The sequence below is a fragment of the Labrenzia sp. CP4 genome (assembly GCF_001579905.1).
Lineage (GTDB): Bacteria > Pseudomonadota > Alphaproteobacteria > Rhizobiales > Stappiaceae > Roseibium > Roseibium algicola.
This window is the reverse complement of sequence record NZ_CP011927.1, coordinates 426,215-445,755: the sequence shown is the minus strand read 5'-3', so window position 1 is coordinate 445,755 and position 19,541 is coordinate 426,215. Positions and strand designations below refer to the sequence as shown.

22 protein-coding genes are annotated in these 19,541 nt (G+C 59.9%); 12 read left to right on the top strand and 10 right to left on the bottom strand.

Annotated elements, in window-relative coordinates; translation table 11 throughout:
- Positions 1-217 precede the first annotated feature (217 nt).
- Positions 218-1,111, top strand: coding sequence for a cation diffusion facilitator family transporter (locus ACP90_RS02180; protein ID WP_208993435.1), 894 nt, complete (start codon positions 218-220; stop codon positions 1,109-1,111).
- Between the two features lie 24 nt (positions 1,112-1,135).
- Here the strand turns inward: ACP90_RS02180 and ACP90_RS02175 are convergent, their stop codons facing one another.
- Positions 1,136-1,621: a hypothetical protein gene (locus ACP90_RS02175; RefSeq protein WP_023002729.1), complete on the bottom strand. Its 486-nt coding sequence runs from the start codon at positions 1,619-1,621 to the stop codon at positions 1,136-1,138.
- A 447-nt stretch (positions 1,622-2,068) separates the two neighbouring features.
- Here ACP90_RS02175 and ACP90_RS02170 point away from each other — a divergent pair, with 447 nt between their 5' ends.
- On the top strand, positions 2,069-2,893 hold the full coding sequence (locus ACP90_RS02170) for an ABC transporter permease subunit (RefSeq protein ID WP_062486447.1): 825 nt from the start codon (positions 2,069-2,071) through the stop codon (positions 2,891-2,893).
- Between the two features lie 70 nt (positions 2,894-2,963).
- Positions 2,964-3,647 carry an HAD family hydrolase gene (locus tag ACP90_RS02165; RefSeq protein ID WP_062486444.1) on the top strand — a complete coding sequence of 228 codons (684 nt, stop codon included), beginning with the start codon at positions 2,964-2,966 and terminating at the stop codon, positions 3,645-3,647.
- An 89-nt stretch (positions 3,648-3,736) separates the two neighbouring features.
- On the opposite strand, the gene ACP90_RS02160 is transcribed toward ACP90_RS02165, so the two are convergent.
- The 3 genes from ACP90_RS02160 to ACP90_RS02150 form a co-directional block, all read right to left on the bottom strand.
- Positions 3,737-4,957, bottom strand: coding sequence for an ammonium transporter (locus ACP90_RS02160; protein ID WP_062491269.1), 1,221 nt, complete (start codon positions 4,955-4,957; stop codon positions 3,737-3,739).
- Positions 4,958-5,265: 308 nt separating this feature from the next.
- Positions 5,266-6,630 carry an ammonium transporter gene (locus ACP90_RS02155; RefSeq protein WP_062486441.1) on the bottom strand — a complete coding sequence of 455 codons (1,365 nt, stop codon included), beginning with the start codon at positions 6,628-6,630 and terminating at the stop codon, positions 5,266-5,268.
- 20 nt (positions 6,631-6,650) lie between these two features.
- Positions 6,651-6,989, bottom strand: a complete 339-nt coding sequence (locus ACP90_RS02150) for a P-II family nitrogen regulator (RefSeq protein ID WP_006938248.1) — start codon at positions 6,987-6,989, stop codon at positions 6,651-6,653.
- Positions 6,990-7,666: 677 nt separating this feature from the next.
- Here ACP90_RS02150 and ACP90_RS02145 point away from each other — a divergent pair.
- A complete protein-coding gene (locus ACP90_RS02145) occupies positions 7,667-9,478 on the top strand; it encodes an amidohydrolase family protein (RefSeq protein ID WP_062491267.1) in 1,812 nt (603 codons plus the stop codon).
- A gap of 100 nt (positions 9,479-9,578) precedes the next feature.
- Here ACP90_RS02145 and ACP90_RS02140 read toward each other — a convergent pair whose 3' ends face one another.
- Complete coding sequence (locus ACP90_RS02140; protein ID WP_062491265.1) at positions 9,579-10,130, bottom strand: DUF924 family protein; 552 nt, start codon at positions 10,128-10,130, stop codon at positions 9,579-9,581.
- 56 nt (positions 10,131-10,186) lie between these two features.
- Positions 10,187-10,984, bottom strand: coding sequence for an ABC transporter substrate-binding protein (locus ACP90_RS02135; protein WP_158514154.1), 798 nt, complete (start codon positions 10,982-10,984; stop codon positions 10,187-10,189).
- A gap of 286 nt (positions 10,985-11,270) precedes the next feature.
- Between ACP90_RS02135 and ACP90_RS02130 the strand changes: the two genes are divergently transcribed.
- Positions 11,271-11,504, top strand: coding sequence for a sulfurtransferase TusA family protein (locus tag ACP90_RS02130; protein WP_055660494.1), 234 nt, complete (start codon positions 11,271-11,273; stop codon positions 11,502-11,504).
- Between the two features lie 32 nt (positions 11,505-11,536).
- Here the strand turns inward: ACP90_RS02130 and ACP90_RS02125 are convergent, their stop codons facing one another.
- Positions 11,537-11,836 carry a 4a-hydroxytetrahydrobiopterin dehydratase gene (locus tag ACP90_RS02125; RefSeq protein ID WP_023002719.1) on the bottom strand — a complete coding sequence of 100 codons (300 nt, stop codon included), beginning with the start codon at positions 11,834-11,836 and terminating at the stop codon, positions 11,537-11,539.
- A gap of 125 nt (positions 11,837-11,961) precedes the next feature.
- On the opposite strand from ACP90_RS02125, the gene ACP90_RS02120 reads away from it, so the two are divergent.
- Both ACP90_RS02120 and ACP90_RS02115 read left to right on the top strand, forming a co-directional pair.
- A complete protein-coding gene (locus ACP90_RS02120; protein WP_208993542.1) occupies positions 11,962-12,429 on the top strand; it encodes a low molecular weight protein-tyrosine-phosphatase in 468 nt (155 codons plus the stop codon).
- A 120-nt stretch (positions 12,430-12,549) separates the two neighbouring features.
- A complete protein-coding gene (locus ACP90_RS02115; RefSeq protein WP_023002717.1) occupies positions 12,550-12,810 on the top strand; it encodes a hypothetical protein in 261 nt (86 codons plus the stop codon).
- Positions 12,811-12,818: 8 nt separating this feature from the next.
- Here the strand turns inward: ACP90_RS02115 and ACP90_RS02110 are convergent, their stop codons facing one another.
- Entirely contained in the window at positions 12,819-13,679 is an 861-nt protein-coding gene (locus ACP90_RS02110) for a phosphatase PAP2 family protein (RefSeq protein ID WP_062486433.1), read from the bottom strand.
- Positions 13,680-13,760: 81 nt separating this feature from the next.
- On the opposite strand from ACP90_RS02110, the gene ACP90_RS02105 reads away from it, so the two are divergent.
- The 3 genes from ACP90_RS02105 (at position 13,761) to map (ending at position 15,534) form a co-directional block, all read left to right on the top strand.
- Positions 13,761-14,438 carry a 2-hydroxychromene-2-carboxylate isomerase gene (locus ACP90_RS02105; RefSeq protein ID WP_353612649.1) on the top strand — a complete coding sequence of 226 codons (678 nt, stop codon included), beginning with the start codon at positions 13,761-13,763 and terminating at the stop codon, positions 14,436-14,438.
- A 117-nt stretch (positions 14,439-14,555) separates the two neighbouring features.
- Positions 14,556-14,762, top strand: a complete 207-nt coding sequence (locus ACP90_RS02100) for a ParD-like family protein (protein WP_055659940.1) — start codon at positions 14,556-14,558, stop codon at positions 14,760-14,762.
- Position 14,763: 1 nt separating this feature from the next.
- Positions 14,764-15,534, top strand: a complete 771-nt coding sequence (gene map / locus ACP90_RS02095; protein ID WP_055659942.1) for a type I methionyl aminopeptidase — start codon at positions 14,764-14,766, stop codon at positions 15,532-15,534.
- A gap of 19 nt (positions 15,535-15,553) precedes the next feature.
- Here the strand turns inward: map and ACP90_RS02090 are convergent, their stop codons facing one another.
- Positions 15,554-16,717: a hybrid sensor histidine kinase/response regulator gene (locus ACP90_RS02090; RefSeq protein ID WP_062486430.1), complete on the bottom strand. Its 1,164-nt coding sequence runs from the start codon at positions 16,715-16,717 to the stop codon at positions 15,554-15,556.
- 176 nt (positions 16,718-16,893) lie between these two features.
- On the opposite strand from ACP90_RS02090, the gene ACP90_RS02085 reads away from it, so the two are divergent.
- The gene (locus ACP90_RS02085; RefSeq protein ID WP_062486427.1) at positions 16,894-17,868 is read left to right on the top strand and encodes an AEC family transporter; all 975 of its coding nucleotides are present in this window, start codon (positions 16,894-16,896) and stop codon (positions 17,866-17,868) included.
- Between the two features lie 12 nt (positions 17,869-17,880).
- Here ACP90_RS02085 and gluQRS read toward each other — a convergent pair whose 3' ends face one another.
- A complete protein-coding gene (gene gluQRS / locus ACP90_RS02080) occupies positions 17,881-18,765 on the bottom strand; it encodes a tRNA glutamyl-Q(34) synthetase GluQRS (protein WP_062486424.1) in 885 nt (294 codons plus the stop codon).
- A 127-nt stretch (positions 18,766-18,892) separates the two neighbouring features.
- Between gluQRS and ACP90_RS02075 the strand changes: the two genes are divergently transcribed.
- Positions 18,893-19,534, top strand: coding sequence for a DNA-3-methyladenine glycosylase (locus tag ACP90_RS02075; RefSeq protein WP_062486421.1), 642 nt, complete (start codon positions 18,893-18,895; stop codon positions 19,532-19,534).
- Positions 19,535-19,541: the final 7 nt, after the last annotated feature.

The window sequence follows — 19,541 nt, the reverse complement described above, 5'->3', positions numbered from 1 at the left end:
CGCTGTGGTGTGGCCAAATATCAATTCCCTCTGAAAAACGAGCCCATCGACTTCAAAGCCGGGTTGTAACCCCCGAGAAAACTGCTACCCCTTGCCCCGTTCGGCCGCCCGTTGAACCGTGAACGCCTTGTTGGCGCACCGTTTGCAAGACCCAGTGGCCGGTCAGGTTCTCTGCTTTGCCGGCGTCTGGTGAAGCAAATCGGTCCTGGGGGAACGCATGAAGTTGAAGCGCAGGCTTCAGATAGCCTTATTGAGCATCGTTTTCGGTGTGGTCGTTCTCGGTCTCAAGATCGGCGCCTACCTGCTGACCGGCTCCATAGCGCTTTATTCCGACGCGTTGGAAACAACGGTCAATATCGCGTCCGCCATCGCAACGCTTGCAGCCGTCTGGTTCGCCGCCAAACCCGCCGACAGCAACCACCCCTACGGCCACGACAAGGTTGAGTATTTCGCGGCGGTTCTCGTCGGCGTTATGATCGTGCTTGCCGCCCTGTCGATTTTCCGCGCGGCGTGGCTCGGCTTCATCAGTGGCGACAGTCCGGAATATTCGCCAGCCGGTATCGGCATGAACCTGCTTGCCGCCGTCATCAACGGCGCCTGGGCGCGCTACCTGATGAAATACGGCAAACACGCAAGATCACCTGCCCTTGTTGCGGACGGCAAGCACCTGATGACCGATGTGGTCAGCTCCGTCGGGGTTCTGGGCGGTGTTGTGCTGGTGATGCTCACCGGCTGGAAAGTCATGGATCCCGCGCTTGCGGTTCTTGTCGGCCTCACCGTTCTCTGGTCCGGCTGGGGCCTCGTCAAGGAATCCGTCGGCGGACTGATGGACGAGGCCGCCTCGCACGACACATTGGACAAGATCCGTGTTCTGATTTCCGAACATGGCGAAGGCGCCCTGGAGGCACACGACCTGCGCACTCGCATTGCCGGCAAATCCACCTTCATCGATTTTCACCTGGTGGTGCCGGGCGAAATGTCCGTCGACAAGGCACATGAGATCTGCGACCGGATCGAGATTGCCATTGTCGAAGATGTCCCCGGAGCCCGGATCACCATTCACGTCGAACCGGAACACAAGGCCAAGCATTCCGGCATTGTGGTGCTCTAGGGGGCGGCCCCGAACCCTCTGGTCTTAAAAATAGTAGGGATAACCGCGCATGAGCGAGGCGTTGTTATACTCGAAGACACCGGAGGTCTGGTCGCCCAGCCCACCGCAAACCCGCTTGCCACCACCGATAGCGCGGCAGAGATGCCGAAGCAGGTGCCCGCCGGCGCGCCCCTCCGCGATCGAACAGGCATTGAGGGAAAGGACGCCGCCAGGGCGGATATACTGGCCCAGCGTTCTCCAGAAGTTCTCCATCCCGGAACTGTGCGACACCATCCCGACCGGACTGGCCGCTGTGAATCCGCCTACGCAGTCTGCATCCAGAAGGGTCACCTGACCGGGAACGCCGCTGTGAAAGACCAGCTCGACCACGCCGAAGCCACCCGATGGCGCGTTTTGAACCAGATGACCCAGAATTTCATCGGTCGAGGAATAGCTGTAACCGGAATGCGCGGCCATATATCCCCGCGTCAAAAAATCAAGCTCACCATTATAAAGAAGTATCCGTGTCATATCGCGCCCCCCAGCACCAAATGTGCAACATGGCTTTCAAGATGAAGAAAGTCTCGTAATACCGCGAAATATTGCCTGAAGAACTGCTCCTTGTCACTCAAGGGACAGGATCGGGGTAAAAACAACTTCCAGAACGGCCATTCCTAAAATGGCAGCACTTTCGGAACGCTACGTCATCGGACGAGGTCTTTTCCGGCCCGGCCAACCAGCCCGTCTCCCGCCGGCAGCACCTGCAGGCAGACCGAATTGCGTCTTGCCCTCGCCCGTCACAATCCATAATACTCTGCACCCGGCGATCCTCGCCGCCGTCTCACCGACGGATCTGAACCGGGCATTTGCTCACTGCGGAACTGTCTTGGCGCCTGCCCCGGCAACGTCGAGATTTCCCCGCTCCGTCCCCGCAGCACGCCCCGGTTACTTCGGAACGATTTGAGGAACCAGTCTCATATGCCCAACTGGCGGCGCTGGCAGGCCCAGCTTCTTGATCATCTGATCCTGATCGGCGGCGCGCTTGTGATGACGCTGCCTGTCTATTCGATCTTCGCCGCAACCACTCATGAGGGCGGAAGGGTCCGTCCAAGGCTCGATCTGGGCAGTGGCACGCTGGAAAACTACGGACACTTTCTGCAGACCGGTGCGGGCTTTTCCGGTGACGTCACAGCATTGTCGATGATGTGGAATTCCTTCCTGCTGGGCGCTGGATTTGCGACCCTGAAGGTCGTTCTGTCCCTCATGACAGCCTATGCGCTGATCTATTTTCGGGTTCGCTTTGCCAGCGCCATCTTCGCCGTGCTTCTGCTGACCCTGTTGTTGCCTCTGGAATCCCGGTTCCTGCCGACCTATGCCGTGACCGTCGAACTTGGCCTCGTCAACACGCGTGCAGGCCTCATCCTGCCGCTGGTCGCCTCCGGCCTTGGGACGCTGTTCTTCCGCCAGTTCCTGATGACGGTTCCGGATGCGCTGCTGGAATCGGCCAGGATCGACGGCGCTGGTCCGCTGAAGTTCTTCAAGGACATTCTGGTTCCCCTGTCGGCGCCGACAGCGGCCGCGCTGTTCCTGGTCATGTTTGTCAACGGCTGGAACCAGTATCTGTGGCCGGTAATGGTCACCTCGGAGGAAAGCACCTACACCTTGGTGCGCGGCATGCAGTTTTTCGGCAATTCCAGCCTGCGCGGACTGATGCTGGCGGTACTCGCGTTCGTGCCTCCGGCCCTGCTTGTCATATTGTTTCAACGAAAAGTCGTTAAAGGCCTGTTCGACGGCTCACACTGACGACATCCGGCATTGAAACCGGCGGTCCCTGCCCCAATTTTTCCAGAACGACCCGAAAGGCACCTCATCCATGGCATTTGAAGCGATCCTGTTCGACTGTGACGGCGTTCTGGTGGATTCGGAAATCATCTATGTCGATGTCGAACGCGAACATCTGGCCCGGATCGGCCTGAAGTACGAGCTTCATGAGTATATGGACCGGTTCCAGGGCCTGGGCAGCACGGATTTCTGGGCGGCGCTCGACGCGGATTACCAGACCCTTGGCAAGGGACCGCTGCCAGCAACATTCGGACCGGATCTGGACGCTGCCACCCAGGCGCGGATCGACCGCGAACTGGCGGAAATCAAGGGCATCAAACAGCTGCTGGCAGCCCATGAAGGCCCACGTGCCGTCGCCTCCTCCTCCCGCCTGCACCGGCTGACCCACAAGCTTCAGCACACGGGGCTCTTCCCTTATTTCGAGCCGCATATCTATTCAGGCGAGCAGGTAACCAACGGCAAACCCGCGCCCGATCTGTTTTTGTTCGCGGCGGATAAGCTGGGTGTGGACCCGAAAGCCGCGCTTGTCGTGGAAGACAGTGTCAACGGCGTGAAGGCGGGCCTTGCCGCCGGCATGACGGTTTGGGGTTTTGTCGGCGGCGGTCATTGTCACGATGGCCACGCGGAACAGCTGCTTGCCGCCGGTGCACATCGGATTGTCGACAGCCATGACAACCTGGCCACTCTGCTGATCAGTGAAAGCACAGCAGCCTGAGGCTGTTTTGGGCCGATCCAAAAAATCTGACAGAACCCGAATACTTCTGAGAGATCCGCGCGCCGTTACCCGGCGCGCGACAGGCCATTCTAGCGCCCGAGATCGTGTTCCGGATTTGCGCTGATCTTGTGGATCGAAAGATCCGCTCCGCGGTGCTCGTCTTCCTGAGATAGCCTCAGACCCATCGTCGTTTTCAGGATACCGTAGACGGCAAGACCCGCCCCAAGGGCGTAGACCGCCCCCAGAACCGTGCCGATAACCTGCGAAACGGGAGACACACCGCCAAGGCCACCCAGGGCCTCGAGCCCGAAGAAACCGGCGGCGATACCACCCCACGCTCCGCAGATGCCATGCAGCGGCCAGACACCCAGAACGTCGTCGATTTTCAGCTTGTTCTGGCAGATCTCGAAACCGATTACGAAGATGCCGCCGGCAACGCCCCCGACGATCAGGCTGCCGATCGGGTGCATGACGTCTGAACCGGCACAGACGGCAACGAGACCGGCCAGCGCACCGTTGTGCACGAAGCCCGGATCATTCCGGCCGACGACCAGCGCCACAAGAATGCCGCCAACCATGGCCATCAACGAGTTGATCGCCACAAGACCGGAAATGCTCTCAAGAGAGGCAGCCGTCATCACGTTGAAACCGAACCAGCCGACACAAAGCATCCAGGATCCCATGGCGAGCCAGGGCAGCGATGAGGGCGGAATACCGATGGGACGGCCGTTGCGGTCGTAACGGCCCATGCGGGCACCCAGCAGCAGAACGGCGCTGAGCGCGATCCAGCCGCCGACCGCATGCACCACCACAGAGCCTGCAAAGTCATGGAACGGCGCGCCGAAGGTCGCTTCCAGCCAGCCCTGGAACCCGAAATTGCCGTTCCAGACCAGACCTTCGAACAGCGGATAGACGATGCCAACCAGCGCAACGGTGGCCAGGCATTGCGGCCAGAACTTCATGCGTTCCGCGATACCGCCGGAGATGATCGCCGGAATTGCGGCGGCAAATGTTGTGAGGAAGAAGAACTTCACCAGGCTCAGGCCCTGAAGTTCGAAGCCTTCACCACCACCTGACAAGGTCGCCGCGTTCACCAGGAACGTGGTGCCGTAGGCAACCGCATATCCGACGAAGAAATACGCCACTGTCGACAGGGCAAAGTCGACAAGGATTTTTACCAGCGCGTTGACCTGGTTCTTTTGCCGGACGGTGCCGACTTCCAGAAAAGCGAAGCCGCCGTGCATGGCGAAAACGAGAATAGCTCCCACAAGGACGAAAAAGACGTCCGCCCCGACCCCGGTTTCATTCATTTTGACCCCCAGATAGGCAATTTGCCGTTTGTTTTTGCGTTTCGGAGCGCACAGCATTCAAACTGCATGCCAAACGGGCAAAAGCTCAAAAAAGACCCGGAAATCAGCCGATTTTTTAATCGAAACCTTTGGAGGCCCCGCCAAAGGGAACGTGTGGATCGATTATTTTGTAATCATTCGCAATTTTTTTAGGCAAAAACAGAAACTCAGGGCAACCAACCAAAAAAAGAGCCCGGGGTTGCCCCCGGGCTTTCCAAGTTTGCGGTCTGAGCCAATAGACCGCCTGGGAGATTTTTGTCGGCGCCGCCTTAGAGGCGGCCGGAGCCGGTTCCGAATTCCGGATAGGCTTCCACACCGATTTCGACCTTGTCGAGACCAAGGGCCTCTTCTTCCTCGGACACCCGGATACCCATGGTGGCCTTGAGGACGAACCAGATCACCGAGCTTACGACCAGGGTGAACGCACCGATGGAAACGATACCGATCAGCTGGGTGACGTAGGAAGCGTCGGAGTTGGACAGCGGTACGATGAGCGTGCCCCAGATACCTGCCAGCAGGTGAACCGGGATGGCGCCAACGACGTCGTCGATTTTCAGCTTGTCGAGCATCGGAACCGCGAAGACCACGATCACGCCACCGACACCGCCGACGAAGACGGAAACCCACACGCTCGGGGCAAGCGGTTCTGCGGTGATGGCAACCAGACCTGCCAGAGCGCCGTTCAGAGCCATGGTCACGTCGACCTTCTTGTAGAGGATCTGGGTGAGAATAACCGCGACGACGACACCGGCAGCAGCAGCCATGTTGGTGTTGGCGAAGATGCGGGAGATGTCGGAGACGTCACCGATGGAACCCATAGCGAGCTGGGACGCACCGTTGAAGCCGAACCAACCCAGCCACAGGATGAACGTGCCGAGGGTTGCGAGCGGCATGGAGGAACCCGGGAACGGGTGCACGGAGCCATCCGCACCATACTTGCCTTTACGAGCACCGAGGATAACCGCACCGGCCAGAGCAGCCCAGCCACCGACGGAGTGAACGAGAGTGGAACCGGCAAAGTCGGAGAACTCAGCGCCGCCGATAGCCTTCACGGCTTCGCCGTTGAGCCAGCCGCCGCCCCATTCCCAGGAACCGGTGATCGGGTAGATGATGCCCGTCAGGACAACGGTGAATGCCAGGAAAGGCCACAGCTTGATGCGCTCGGCGAGCGTACCGGACACGATCGAAGCGGTGGTCGCACAGAAGACCATCTGGAAGAACCAGTCGGACGCCGTGGAGTAACCGGTGTCGAGTGCGTCGCCGCCGACGGCGTCAAACGCGTAAGGGCCGAAGGAACCCATGAAACCGCCGTCAACGCCGGTGTACATCAGGTTGTAACCGGTGATCCAGAACATCAGGCCAGCGATGGCGTAGAGCGTAATGTTCTTCAGGCACTGCATCGAAACGTTCTTGGAGCGGACGAGACCGGCTTCAAGCATTGCGAAGCCGGCGGCCATCCACATGACCAGGAAACCACCGATGAGGAACAGCAGCGTATTGAAGATATAGGCAACCTCGGGAGAGACTGCGGCTGGAGCTGCAGCGGCAGCCTCGGTATCCTGCGCAAGCACCGGCAGAGCCGTAAGGCTCAGCAGAGCCAGCGCCGTCGCGCCCTTAGCGACTAGTTTTTTCATGATACGTTTCCTTACCTAAATCACAGAGCTTCGGCGTCGGTTTCGCCGGTACGGATGCGCACGACCTGATCGATCGAATGAACGAAGATCTTCCCATCCCCGATCTGGCCGGTCTTGGCAGCGCCGGAAATCACTTCGACGACCTTGTCGACGGAGGCGGCATCCACAGCGACTTCAATCTTCAGCTTCGGCAGGAAGCTGACGGCATACTCGGTGCCGCGATAGATTTCGGTGTGCCCCTTCTGGCGGCCATAGCCCTTCACTTCAGTCACCGTCAGCCCCTGGATGCCGATGCTGGTCAAGGCATCGCGCACTTCGTCGAGCTTGAACGGCTTGATGATGGCCATCACTATTTTCATTGCTCGTTCCATTCCCCTTCTTAGCGCCCCTTCCCGTCGAAGAAGCTCGGCCTACCACCCCGGAAACTGCGCCTGGTTCTGTCCCCCTCTGGAAGGATCTTCTCAGGTCTTCGGCTTCACCACGTGTCGTGGCCCCGGGCCGGTGTCGACTCTTACTAATCAAGGACCGTGCCAACTTGGCTTTTTCGGAGAGTCTTTCGCGGAATCCCGCGGTTTTGCAGTGCAAAAAACGCCGGAGCCAACTTTGTGGCATAAATGGGATGGCGGCTTTTCAGGCAGTTTTTCTGCCTATTTTTTACACACGACACACTTTCGAGGTTAAAAATTGTGCACAAAAGACCGGCAATCGCTCCTCGCATAAAAATGCGGCACCTGAACCGGTCAACAAAGTTACGGCAGTGCAAACGGCCGTGCCTCGCCACTGCGGCGGCTGCCCGCCGCGAAAGCAGCTACCGCCTCAGTGCGGAGGCACAATCCGTATCTCAGGTTCCAGGTGGAGGATTGGCGCTGCACGCCTGTGTTCCACCCCTCCAGTGAAAGAGCCGCCACATCGAATAAGTTCGAGCTTGTTCGGGATCCTGGAGTATACTTTTCAGACGCAACCCTGGCAGATGCAGCCATTAGTTGCTCTGTCTTTCAATGACCCCATCCCAACGGACCAACCGGCAGAGGCTGAAATGAGACACAGTGCCAAGCTAGCGGCCATCGCCCTTTCGTTCTTGCCGGGTCTTGCGAGCGCGCAGGACGTGGCCGACACCATCTATTCCGGCGGCCCCATCCTGACCATCAATGACAGTCAGCCGAAGGTTGAAGCCGTCGCGGTGAAAGACGGGCGAATACTGGCGGCAGGAACGTTGGCCGATATTTCGGCCTTTAAAGGCGAAACGACGGAGGCGTTCGATTTGAACGGCCGGACGATGCTACCGGGGTTCGTAGATAGCCACGGACACGTGGTCATGGGCGGAATTCAGGCCCTTTCGGCGAACTTGCTTGCGCCGCCGGACGGCAAAGTCACGGATATCGCCAGCTTGCAGGCAACGCTGAAAGCCTGGGCGGAGAAGAACGCTGCGACAGTCGACAAGGTAAAGATGATCATCGGCTTCGGCTACGACAACGCACAACTGGCCGAACTCCGCCATCCAACGCGTGAGGATCTCGACGCGGTCTCGACGGAAGTCCCGATCGTGATCGTGCATCAGTCAGGCCACCTCGGTGTTGCCAATTCCAAGGCGCTTGAACTCGCGGGGATCACCGCCTCGACCGAAAATCCGGAAGGCGGTGTCATTCAGCGCACTTCGGATGGAACTCCCAATGGCGTTCTTGAAGAATATGCCTTTTTCAATGTGCTCATCCCGCTGCTCGGAACTCTGGGGCCGGAAGGACTGTCTGCTTTCGCGGAAGCCGGAGCAGACCTCTGGATGCGCTACGGATATACGACCGCGCAGGATGGCCGCTCTTCCGGGGCGGTGGTCGAAGCCTTGAAGGCGGTGGACGCGGACAAGGGTCTTCCGGTGGACGTTATCGCCTATCCCGACGTGCTCGAAGCGAAGGATTACATCGCCCAGCATGTTTCGCGCGACTACGAAGGCAAAGTGCGCGTGGGCGGATGCAAGCTGACAATCGACGGCTCACCACAAGGCTTTACGGCCTTGCGAGACCGGCCTTACTACGATCCCGTCGGCGATTATCCTCCCGGTTATGCCGGTTATGCGTCGGTGACGATGGAAAAGGTTCAGGACGCAGTGAACTGGTGCTACGAAAACGGCATCCAGATCATCACGCACGCCAATGGCGAAGGCGCCTCCGACATGCTGATTGCCGCCATTGACGCGGCCCAGAAAAAATATGGAGACCCCGGCAACCGGCCGGTGCTCATCCACGGCCAGTTCCTGCGTGAAGACCAGGTGGACAGCTACAAGCGGCTTGGCGTTTTCATGTCCCTGTTCCCCATGCACACCTTCTACTGGGGCGATTGGCACCGAGACCACACGGTCGGCCCGGTGAACGCGGACAATATTTCGCCAACGGGCTGGGTGCGCGAACGCGGCATGAAGTTCGGCTCCCATCACGATGCGCCCGTCGCCTTCCCGGACAGCATGCGTATTCTCTCAGCAACGGTCACACGGCGCACCCGGTCAGGCGACATCCTTGGCCCGAGCCAGCGGGTAGACGTCATGACTGCCTTGAAAGCCATGACCATCTGGCCCGCGTGGCAACAATTCGAGGAAAACGACAAGGGGTCGATCGAAGTCGGCAAGCTGGCCGATTTCGTTCTGCTGTCCGAAGACCCGACGGCGATCGATCCGGAGAAGCTGGCCGGGATAAAGATCGAAGGGACCGTGAAAGGCGGAAATCTGGTCTATGACGCACAGAAAGACGGCCGTCGGGGCGACCTCTCCCCGCAATTTCCGGTCTTTGGTAATCCGGAGGCCGCGCATCATCTGATGCATGCAATGTATGACGGCTTGAGCGGCGTTTCCAATCAGTAAGCAGACCGCATGCTGCGTTGGGACGGCCTCAGAAGGCCGTCCTGAAGACAGGGCAACTCGGTCAATGCCTCAACCGCAGAAGCAGCTCCCGGGCAGATCCTCAGGCTGAGAAGCCGCCGCTTTCCAGATAGGCGATCTCTTCCGGTGTCGATTGCCGGTCGAGAACGGCATTGCGATGCGGAAAGCGGCCGAAGCGGCGGATGACGTCGAGGTGGATCAGCGCGTAGTGATAGAGTTCCGTGTCGCCAAGGACGCGGCACAGGTCAACAGACCTTTCCTGATGCGCCATGTCCTCTGCGTGCTCGAAGGGCAGGTAGAAAAAGCCGCGCGCCTCCTTGGGAAACGCCCTGTCAAAACCACGATCAAGCGCCTTTTCGGCAACCTCTACGGCCTTCGGGTCGGCCCGGAAAGCCTTGGGGCTGCCGCGGAAGACATTGCGCGGGAACTGGTCAAGCAGGATCAGGAGCGCGAGCGCACCATCGGCCGTATCCGCCCAGCCATCGAGCTTGCCCTCAGCCGCATCCTCGATAGCGGCCAGGAACCTGTCCCGGCACAACTTGTCGAACTTGTCGTCCTTTGCGAACCATTTCGCCGGCCCGGCGTTCCGCCAGAAATCGAGAACGTCGAGGGAGGTGATCGGCTGGTCTGTCATGGCGGCAATTTCCGGAGATGAAGGAGTGGAAGGGGTGGGATCCGTTCCTGCCAGCTTCACTTGCCCGCTGTCAACGCGCCACAGGCCAATGTCTGCCAGTTGACTTGGTGTGCTCGTGTCTGGGCGTCCAGAAAGCCGCTGTCCTTCAGGGCGGACATTTCCTGCCTGAACGCCTCGACCAGCGCGGGATCCGTCCCTTGGCTGAACACGGCCCACAGCGGGTTGGCAAGTGCCTCGACAAAGACCACCGGCTGCAGGAGGCTGCCGTCATATCCCTGCTTGCAGGCGCTGGCCTCTGCCAGGAACCCGGTCAGCGGCAGGACATCGATCCGCTCCAGGTAAAGCATCTCGATACCTTGGTGAAAATCGGTGATCGGCACCAGGTTCCCGGTTTTCTCGAACCCGAGCTGTTTGAGGTGGGACAGAAGATTGGAGCCGTCCTGAACACCGATCCGCACCTTCTGATCACGCAGGTCCTCGACCGTGTCGGCTTCGATCTTCGGTCTGGTCGAGAGCTGGTAGAAATTCTGCCCATAGGGCGAGACTTCGCCCAGCCAGATGAATTTATCTTCTCGCTCCGGCGTTCGCGACAGCGAGAAAAAAAGCACATTCGGCATGGTTTCGGCCAGGAGCATTGCCCGCTTCCAAGGCAGGAATTCGTAAGCGCCGATCTTCAGCGGGATTGTTTCCCCGACCCGCCTGGCAACTTCGAGCATATAGGCCGTGACATAACCGTCCGGCTTGCCCGCGTTGTCCCATTGCAGCGGTGCGAAACTCTGGGTGACGATCTGGATTTCGGCGGGGTCTGCCTTTGCCGGGCCGGCAACAAGCGAAAGGGCCGCGGCCGCAAGCATGATTGCGCTCCGGAGTCCTGCTTTCATTCCTGCACCATGCAATCGTCCCGCGCCTTTGAAGAAGCTGTTTCTCGCAGTTAAACCCTGCCGGCGGATTGCGGGTGCGCTATTGCGACAGCCGTCAATCCGGAACCGGACCTACCTGGCCTCAAGTCTGGGACGGTTTTCATCCCTGTACCCCGATGACACCGGCAAATCAGGCTAGTTTTGACTTCCTAATCTTGTATGAATGGCCAACAAAGGGAAGAAATTTCGACCCGCCACCGGCGCCCCTGAAACGGAGACTTTGTTGACGACCGGAACGACACTCGATCTGAAGGGCCTGAAATGCCCGCTGCCCGTGCTCAAGACCCGCAAGGCCCTCACCCGGTTATCCAGCGGCGAGCAACTGACCGTTTTGACCACGGACCCGATGGCGGAAATCGACATTCCCCATTTCTGCAACGAGCAGGGCCATACCCTGCTGGAAGCGGAGCGCATAGAGGGCGGCCACCGGTTCGTGCTGACCAAGGGCGGCTAGATCAACAAACGATCAGCACCCGGCTTTAAGCGTCACTGCATCTTGCCGGCAATCTTGTCGATATCCGCCGCGAGCTGGAGGTCCAGTTTGCTGAGCCCGCCAACGTCATGGGTCGACAGGGTAATATCGACACTGCGATAGACATTGAACCATTCGGGATGGTGGTTCATCTTTTCTGCCACCAGCGCGATCTGGGTCATGAAGGCAAAGGCTTCGCGGAAATTGTGAAACTTGAAGGATTTCGATATCGCCTCCCGGTCTTCGCACATGTGCCAGCCCGGCAGATCGTTCAATCCGGCGGCGCGGTCTTCCGGCTTCAGTCGTTCAACCATCTGGTCCTCCTGTTTTGCGTAACGGCCCGGCCCGAAAACGCGCCGTCTGCCTGCCGTGCACCTAATCCAGTTCTGTGTCAGCCCAATGGCGGGCTGCCAGCATCCGCTTGGCGCCTGTTTCAAGGATAACCCGCTTGCCCCACGCCGTCCTCTTCGTTTGCCTTGGCAACATCTGCCGGTCGCCACTTGCGGAAGGCGTCTTCCGTGACATCGTGCAGGAGGCAGGACTGGCAGACAGTTTCGTGGTCGATAGCGCGGGAACCGGTGCCTGGCACATCGGCAATCCACCGGACCCACGTTCCATCGAGATAGCCGCGCGGCATGAGGTCGATATCTCCGCCCAACGGGCACGGCAGGTGCGGGCAGATGATTTCCGCCGCTTCGACACCATCGTCGCCATGGACAGGGACAATCTCGCGGCCCTCAAGCGCATGGGCGGAGCGAGCAGCCCCCGGCTACGATTGCTTTTGAACAGACCGCCGCAGGATGTTCCCGATCCCTATTACGGCGGCCCGGACGGCTTTGAACAGGTGTACCAGCTCGTGCGCACTGGTGGTCAACGTCTCTTTCAGGACCTGATGACGAGCGCCTGACAAAGCCAGGCACGCTGCTTGACCACACGACAAGCCGGGGATTGCCGGGCACGGGTTCATAAATCCGTCTCAGACACCGGTGTATGGGTGTCTGATCTGCACGACTTCCTTGGCACCAAAATGAAAATTCTGTGGTGGTCTCTTGCGGCTGCGCTGATCCTGGCCGGGCTGGTAACGGTCTGGCTGCCGATCCCGACCGGCGTCCCCCTGCTTGCGCTCGGCATGATTGTCATTGTCGGCACGAACCGGAGCGCGGCACGCATGCTGCGCAGCCGAAGACGCAAGACGCCGCCGCTCAATGATGCCATTACCTGGGTGGAAGACCGCTCGCCCTTGCGCTTTGCCCGCATCCTGAAACGCACAAGACCACGCAAGAAGTAGAGTGTTCGTCAGCGTTCGGCAAAAACGCGACCGATGCCGCGAAGTGCCCGTCGGCCCCGAACCGCCAGCCGCTGCAACACCCGCTGCAAGCGCCTCCCTTTCACGGTGAACCACTCGTCAAGCTGGCGATCGCTCACCAGCGGTGGGGTCTTGTGATAAAGCAGGTGGTGGATCGCCAGGATCAGGAGCAGCGTCACGCCCCAGGACAACAGCGTATCGGACAGGAAATGCCCGCCGAAAGCCACCCGGTTGGCTGACAGGATAAGGCCGAGCGGGATCAGAAAGACGAGAGCGCCCTTGCGCCAGGTTGCGGGCACCAGCAAGGTAACTGCCGCCACCAGCCACATGGCAGCCGAGCCTTCCCCGGACACGAACGAACAGTTGCTGTCGCAGTAGTTCGAGATTTTCCAGACCGGCTGGTACGGCAGATCCCCACCGAAGATCTCGACGTTGCGGGGCCGCGGGCGGCCCCAGTTGTCTTTCAGGATCAGGTTGACCAGAACCCCCGGCCCAAGGATCAGCGTCGACAGCAGGAACACCGGCTGACGTAGTGGCATCAGCGGCTGACGGCCCGGCACCAGCAGCTTGATGAGCAGAACCGCCACGCAGACGATGGCGATCACCCGGACAAGAAACGGTCCAAGGTGCCGGACATCGCGCAAGAACGCGACGTTCTCGGCCTTGAAGCCCTCATCGCCAAAATGGAAAAGCCCGCTCGCCCAGAGATCGACGCCGGGAAAGGCCAGAAAGAACAGGGACACAAGGCAGATATAGAGCCCAACGCATACCATCGAATGGTTAATGCACCAGATGGATAGTTTGCTCAGTCCGGTCTTGGGATTATGCTGCTGGGGCTGGGTTTGCGTCATGGCTGCTCTTTAACGCATCCAATTGCCCGATCCAATCCCTTCCTGAAACCGGCCGGTTCAGATTTTGCGGAGATGCGGAATGTGAAAAACAGTCAGCCGCCTGCGGCCCCTACCGGCACGAATATAGTGTCATTGCGGCAGGACCGGAAACCGGTGGTGGAATTCTGGTACGAGTTTGCATCCACCTACAGCTATCTCTCGGCCATGCGGATCGAAACGCTTGCAAGTGACTATGGCGTTGAGATCGCCTGGAGGCCATTTTTGCTCGGTCCGATCTTCAAGAAGCAGGGCTGGCCAACCTCTCCCTTCAACCTGTATCCCGCCAAGGGCCACTACATGTGGCGCGACATGGAGCGGCTTTGCAGACAATACGGCCTGCCGTTCACCTTGCCGTCTCCCTTTCCCCAGGACGCGCTGCTGGCCGCCAGGATCGCACACGCAGCACAGAACCAGCCCTGGATAGGGGCCTTTACCCGTGCGGTCTTCATCGCTGAATTCGGACAGGGGCTGAACATCGCCGACGAAAGCCTGATGGCCGAACTGCTGCTGGAAATCGGCGCTCCGGCCCGGACGGCCCTGGCAACCGCCCACAGCCGGGAAAACAAGATAAGTCTGCGCGCAGCCGTTACCGAAGCCGAGAAACTCGGCATCTTCGGCGCACCGAGTTTCGTCATTCCAGGCGGAGACCTCTACTGGGGCGACGATCGGCTGGAACAGGCCCTCGAGGCAGCCGGAAACCTGGTTGAAACAGACGCCTGAAGACTGCCTCGCGTTCATCCGATATCCCAACACAAAACCCGGCTTGCGGGACCCGAGATCGAAGGCTATATACGAAACATATACGTTTCATATAACCAGCCATTTCGGGAGACAGTCATGGGCATCGTCAAGATCGACGAGGGTCTGCACGAGGAAATCCGCCGGGCCAGCACCGTCATGTGCCGTTCCATCAATGCGCAGGCCGAATTCTGGATGAAGATCGGCATGCTGGCCGAGGCCAACCCGACCCTGTCCTTCAGCGACATCATCAAGATGCAGCTCGACGCAGCGCAGGCTCCCTCGGCAGATGCGGCGGTTGCCTGACATGGTCAAGACCCCCGAAGAACTGGAACTCATGCGCAACTCGGGCAGGTTGCTCGCCTCCGTCTTCGAGATGCTCGATGGTGTTGACCTTGCCGGAATGTCGACACTCGCCGTCAACGACATGGTGGAGCGTTTCATAACCGAGGACCTTGCCGCCCGTCCGGCCAGCAAAGGGCAATACGGCTTTGAATTTGTGCTGAATTGCTCAATCAACCAGGTCGTCTGCCACGGCATTCCGGACCGGAACGAGATCATCCGCGACGGCGACATCATCAATCTGGATATCACGCTCGAAAAGGACGGCTTCATTGCCGATTCCAGCAAGACCTATGTGGTCGGAAACGCCAGTGCGGCCGCAAGACGGCTGGTGCGTGTTGCCCAGAAAGCGATGTGGAAAGGGATCGAGCAGGTAAAGCCGGGCGCCTATCTGGGCGATATCGGCCATGCAATCGAAAAACACGCCAAGAAGAACGGCTACTCGGTGGTGCGCGACTATTGCGGGCACGGCATCGGCCGTGAAATGCACGAGGAGCCCAACGTACTGAATTTCGGACGGCGCGGAACGGGCATGAGATTGCGCGAAGGCATGGTCTTCACCGTCGAGCCGATGATCAACCAGGGCACCAGCCGGGTTTCAACCGAAGAGGACGGCTGGAAGGTTGTGACCAAAGACGGCAAGCTGTCGGCGCAGTTCGAACACACGGTCGCCGTTACCGCCGATGGTGTCGAGGTTCTGACCCTGCGCCGAGATGAAACAGCCCTGACAGGATAGAGGCCGTAAGGTGTGGCCCTCAGCCCGCTCTGCGTCCGCTCGCCAGTTTCATCGCCTCGAAAAGGGCGGCAGGTGACAGGGGTTTTGTCAGGATTTCCCGGAACCCCGCATCCCGCAAACGCGTGTCGCCAACAGACTCCAGAGCCGCCGTCACGGCGATCAGCGGCAGGTCCGGGCGCAGAGATCCGAGCGCCTCGGCCGTTTCGACACCGCTCATGCCGGGCATGTGCAGATCGAGCAACGCGGCATCGAAGTCGCTCTTTTGAACGAGACCGACAGCCTGCTCGCCCGATCTGGCGGCCTCCGACGAAATGCCGAAGGATTCCAGCAGCGCTGCCAGCAGACGGCAATTGGTCTCGTTGTCATCAACAATAAGCACATGCGCCGACAAGGGCCCGGTGACAGACGCATCTTCGGATGTTGCCGATGTTCCATGCTGGTCTGCCTCGGCCTGCAACAGGCCGTCATCGCCCTCGCCGAGCGGAATTTCCACATTGAACCGGCTGCCGCCGGTCTCGGAACGCGCCAGTGTCAACCGGCCATTCATGTCCCGGACGAACTGCGCCGTCCCCCAAAGACCGAGACCCGTTCCAGGCGCGGTTTCCCGGCCGTGCCGGCCCCGGACGAAGGGCCGGAACAGCCGTGCACCTTCTTCAGGCTCGATCCCGGGGCCGCTGTCTGCAACGGAAATCAGGATGGAGGACGGATCGCCCTGACCGGAGGCATCCTCCGATTTGTGGCCGGCTGCGCGAACTTCGACCGTGACCCCGCCCTCAGCAGTGTATTTGACAGCATTGTCCAGCAATGTCGTGATCACCCGGCGCAGTGTCCCACCACTTGATGTAACCGCCTCGCGGGCCTCGTCGTCTATTTTCAGCGTCAAGGTCAGGTTTTTTGCTTCGGCCGCGACCTGGAAGAGGTCGGCGATTTCCGAAACGACATCGGCGATCCGACTGGGTCTTGTTTCCGCTTGCGATCCCGGTTCGGCAGCCGTGACAAGCTCGCCCGTCATCTGCGTAAGTGCATCGATGGAGCGAATGAGGATCGACAGTTGATCTTTTTGTGTCCCGTTCAGCGGACCGGTGCCGATCAGCTCCGCCGTCAGGCGCATGGCGGCAAGCGGCGTTCTGAGATCGTGGGCCAGAAGCGCAAGTTTGACGCTGTCCTCGTCATGATTTGCCATGCGGCCGGAGGTCCTTCGCCTGAATGGGTCTCAACCGGGCTTGCCAGACACGCGCCAAAAAGCCAAGTTGGTCGAAATTCTGCTTACCTTGCCGTGTGGCCGCTGTCCATCCAGACCGGCATCCACCTGCACCCAGTCCCAAATCAACCGGAAACAGCCTTTGGGTTGCCGCATAGATGCTTGCTCAAACACTTACGATCGTCGCCCCGGTTTTCCTGCTGATCGGCATTGGCTACTGCCTCGCCAAAACCCGCATTCTGAACCAGAGCATCAGCGAAGCACTCGGGCAGTTCGTCTATATCGTGGCGATCCCGGTGCTGATCTTCCGATCGCTGATCGGCGCTGACCTCAGCGCGGGTGTTCCGCTGGCGCTCTGGGCAACCTACTTCATCGGCGTCGGCTTTGCCTGGTTGCTCGGATCGCTGATCATTCGCAAGGGTTTCGGCCGCGATGCCCGGGCAAGCGCGATCGGCGGGATATCCGCCGCCTTCGCCAACACGATTCTGGTCGGTCTGCCACTGGTTGCCTCGGTATACGGCGACGAAGGTCTGGCCCCACTGCTGCTGATCATCTCGATCCACCTGGCCACGATGACAGTACTGATGGCGGTGATGATGGAGCGGGCAGCTGCAATCGACAACGGCACGGCCTCCCCTCCCATTTCCCAACTGTTGATGGGAGCCGGAAAAAGCCTGGTGAAGAACCCCCTCGTCGTCACCATCGTCGCCGCCTTTATCTGGCGGCAGACAGGCCTGGAGCTGCCGGAGATCGGTCTCGACGTAATCAGCCGCATCGCCGCCACGGCGCTGCCTCTGTCACTGCTGTCACTGGGCATGAGCCTCGTGCAATACGGCATGCGCGGCAATATTGTGCCAGGACTGATCCTCAGCATCATCAAGATGCTGCTCATGCCGATCGTCGTTTTTTGTTTCGGGGCTTTCGTGTTCCATCTGCCGCCTCTGTGGACAGCCGTTGCGACCTTGACGGCCAGCTGCCCGACGGGTGTCAACGCCTATATTTTCGCCAACCGATACGGCACCGGCCATTCCATGTCCGCAAATGCGATTACCATGACCACGCTCTGCGCCATCGTTACAGCCAGCTTGTGGATCTGGTTCCTGGATCATTGGTTCGGCATGAGCCTGCGCTAATCCCTGAACGCGCTAGAGCCCGATCCTCTTGCGCAATTCGGCATGGGTCATGCCGGCCTCACGCAACGACCGGAGACTGGTGTCCTTGCTGGACTTCGAGAGCTTGCGTCCGTCCGCCCCCAGGACGAGCCTATGATGCCGGTAGACCGGTGACGGCAGGCCGAGCAGTTCCTGCAGGACCCTGTGCACGCTGGTTGCGTGATAAAGGTCCTGTCCGCGCAGCACATCGGTGATGCCTTGCCTGGCATCATCGACCACCACCGACAGATGATAGCTCGTCGGCGTATCCTTGCGGGCAAGGATCACATCACCCCACGCCGCCGCCTCGACAGGCACCGCGACAGGTTCGGCAAACAGGTTTTCGCCTTCCGCCCCCGTTTCCTGCCACGACAGCGCCCTTCCGATCTGCGCGAGGGCGCGCTGCATGTCGAGACGCAGTGAGAACGGCGCATCGCTGGCCGCCCGGCTCCTGAGCTCTTCCGCCGAAAGAACCGCAGCATCGCCAGGATAAAGCGGCGCACCGTCGGGATCCCGCGGCCAGCTTATTCCATTAGCTTCCTTGGCAGAAACGAACGCTTTGATTTCAGCACGGGTCAGATAGGCGGGATAAACCAGGCCTATGTCCTGCAACTTTTCCAGGGCTGCCCGGTATTGCGGAAAATTTTCCGATTGGCGCAACACGGGCTCATCGAGCGGCACACCCAACCAGGCGAGATCCTCGAACATCTCCCGTTCCAGGTCCGGCGTGCACCGGGTCTGGTCGATGTCTTCCACCCGCACGAGAAACCGGCCACTGAGCGCAACAGCTGCACGCGCATTCAGGAGAGCCGAAAGCGCATGCCCCAGGTGCAAGTGCCCATTGGGCGAAGGAGCAAAGCGGAATACGGGCTGGGTCATGAGATCGGCAAAGGCTGTTGACGCGGAGCGGGCTGATGAGTGAAGTCCTACCTATCATTCCCCAGCCGCCGCGCAAGAGACAGTATCGCCCGACAGCTCAAGACATCTCCGGACAAGCCCCGCCGACATGACCCCGATTACCACCGAAGAAGACATCGAAGCCGGACTCAAGGCGCTGATCCGTCTCGACCCGCGCCTGCAGGAAATTGCAGGAACAGCAGGACCGATCCCCTTGCGCCGCCGCGCGGCCGATTTTGAAGGTCTTGCACAGATTGTCACCGGACAGCAGGTGTCGGTTGCCAGCGCGGCTGCCATCTTCGCACGCCTTCAGGTGCTGATTGCGCCGCTGACGGCAGAAAACCTGGCAACCTTCACCGACGAGGAACTGGCAGGCGTCGGCCTGTCCCGACCGAAAATCCAGACCTTGCGCGCGCTGACGGAAGCATGTGGCAACGGTCTCGACCTTGCTCATCTGGCACAGGCGCCGGCGGATGAAGCCCACCGCGCATTATGCGAGATAAAGGGTATTGGCCGCTGGACCGCGGATATCTTCCTGCTGTTCTGCGCGGGACATCCTGATGTCTTCCCAAGCGGCGACCTGGCCTTGCAAGTCGCGGTTCAGGTGTCCCTCGGCTTGGCAGAACGTCCGGCACCAAAAGAGCTCGACGTCATCGCCGAGGCCTGGACACCGCACCGCGCCGTTGCCGCCCGTCTCTTCTGGGCTTGGTACAAGGTGAAAAAACAGGGCCGGGAAACCCTGCCGGTCTAGGGTGTGG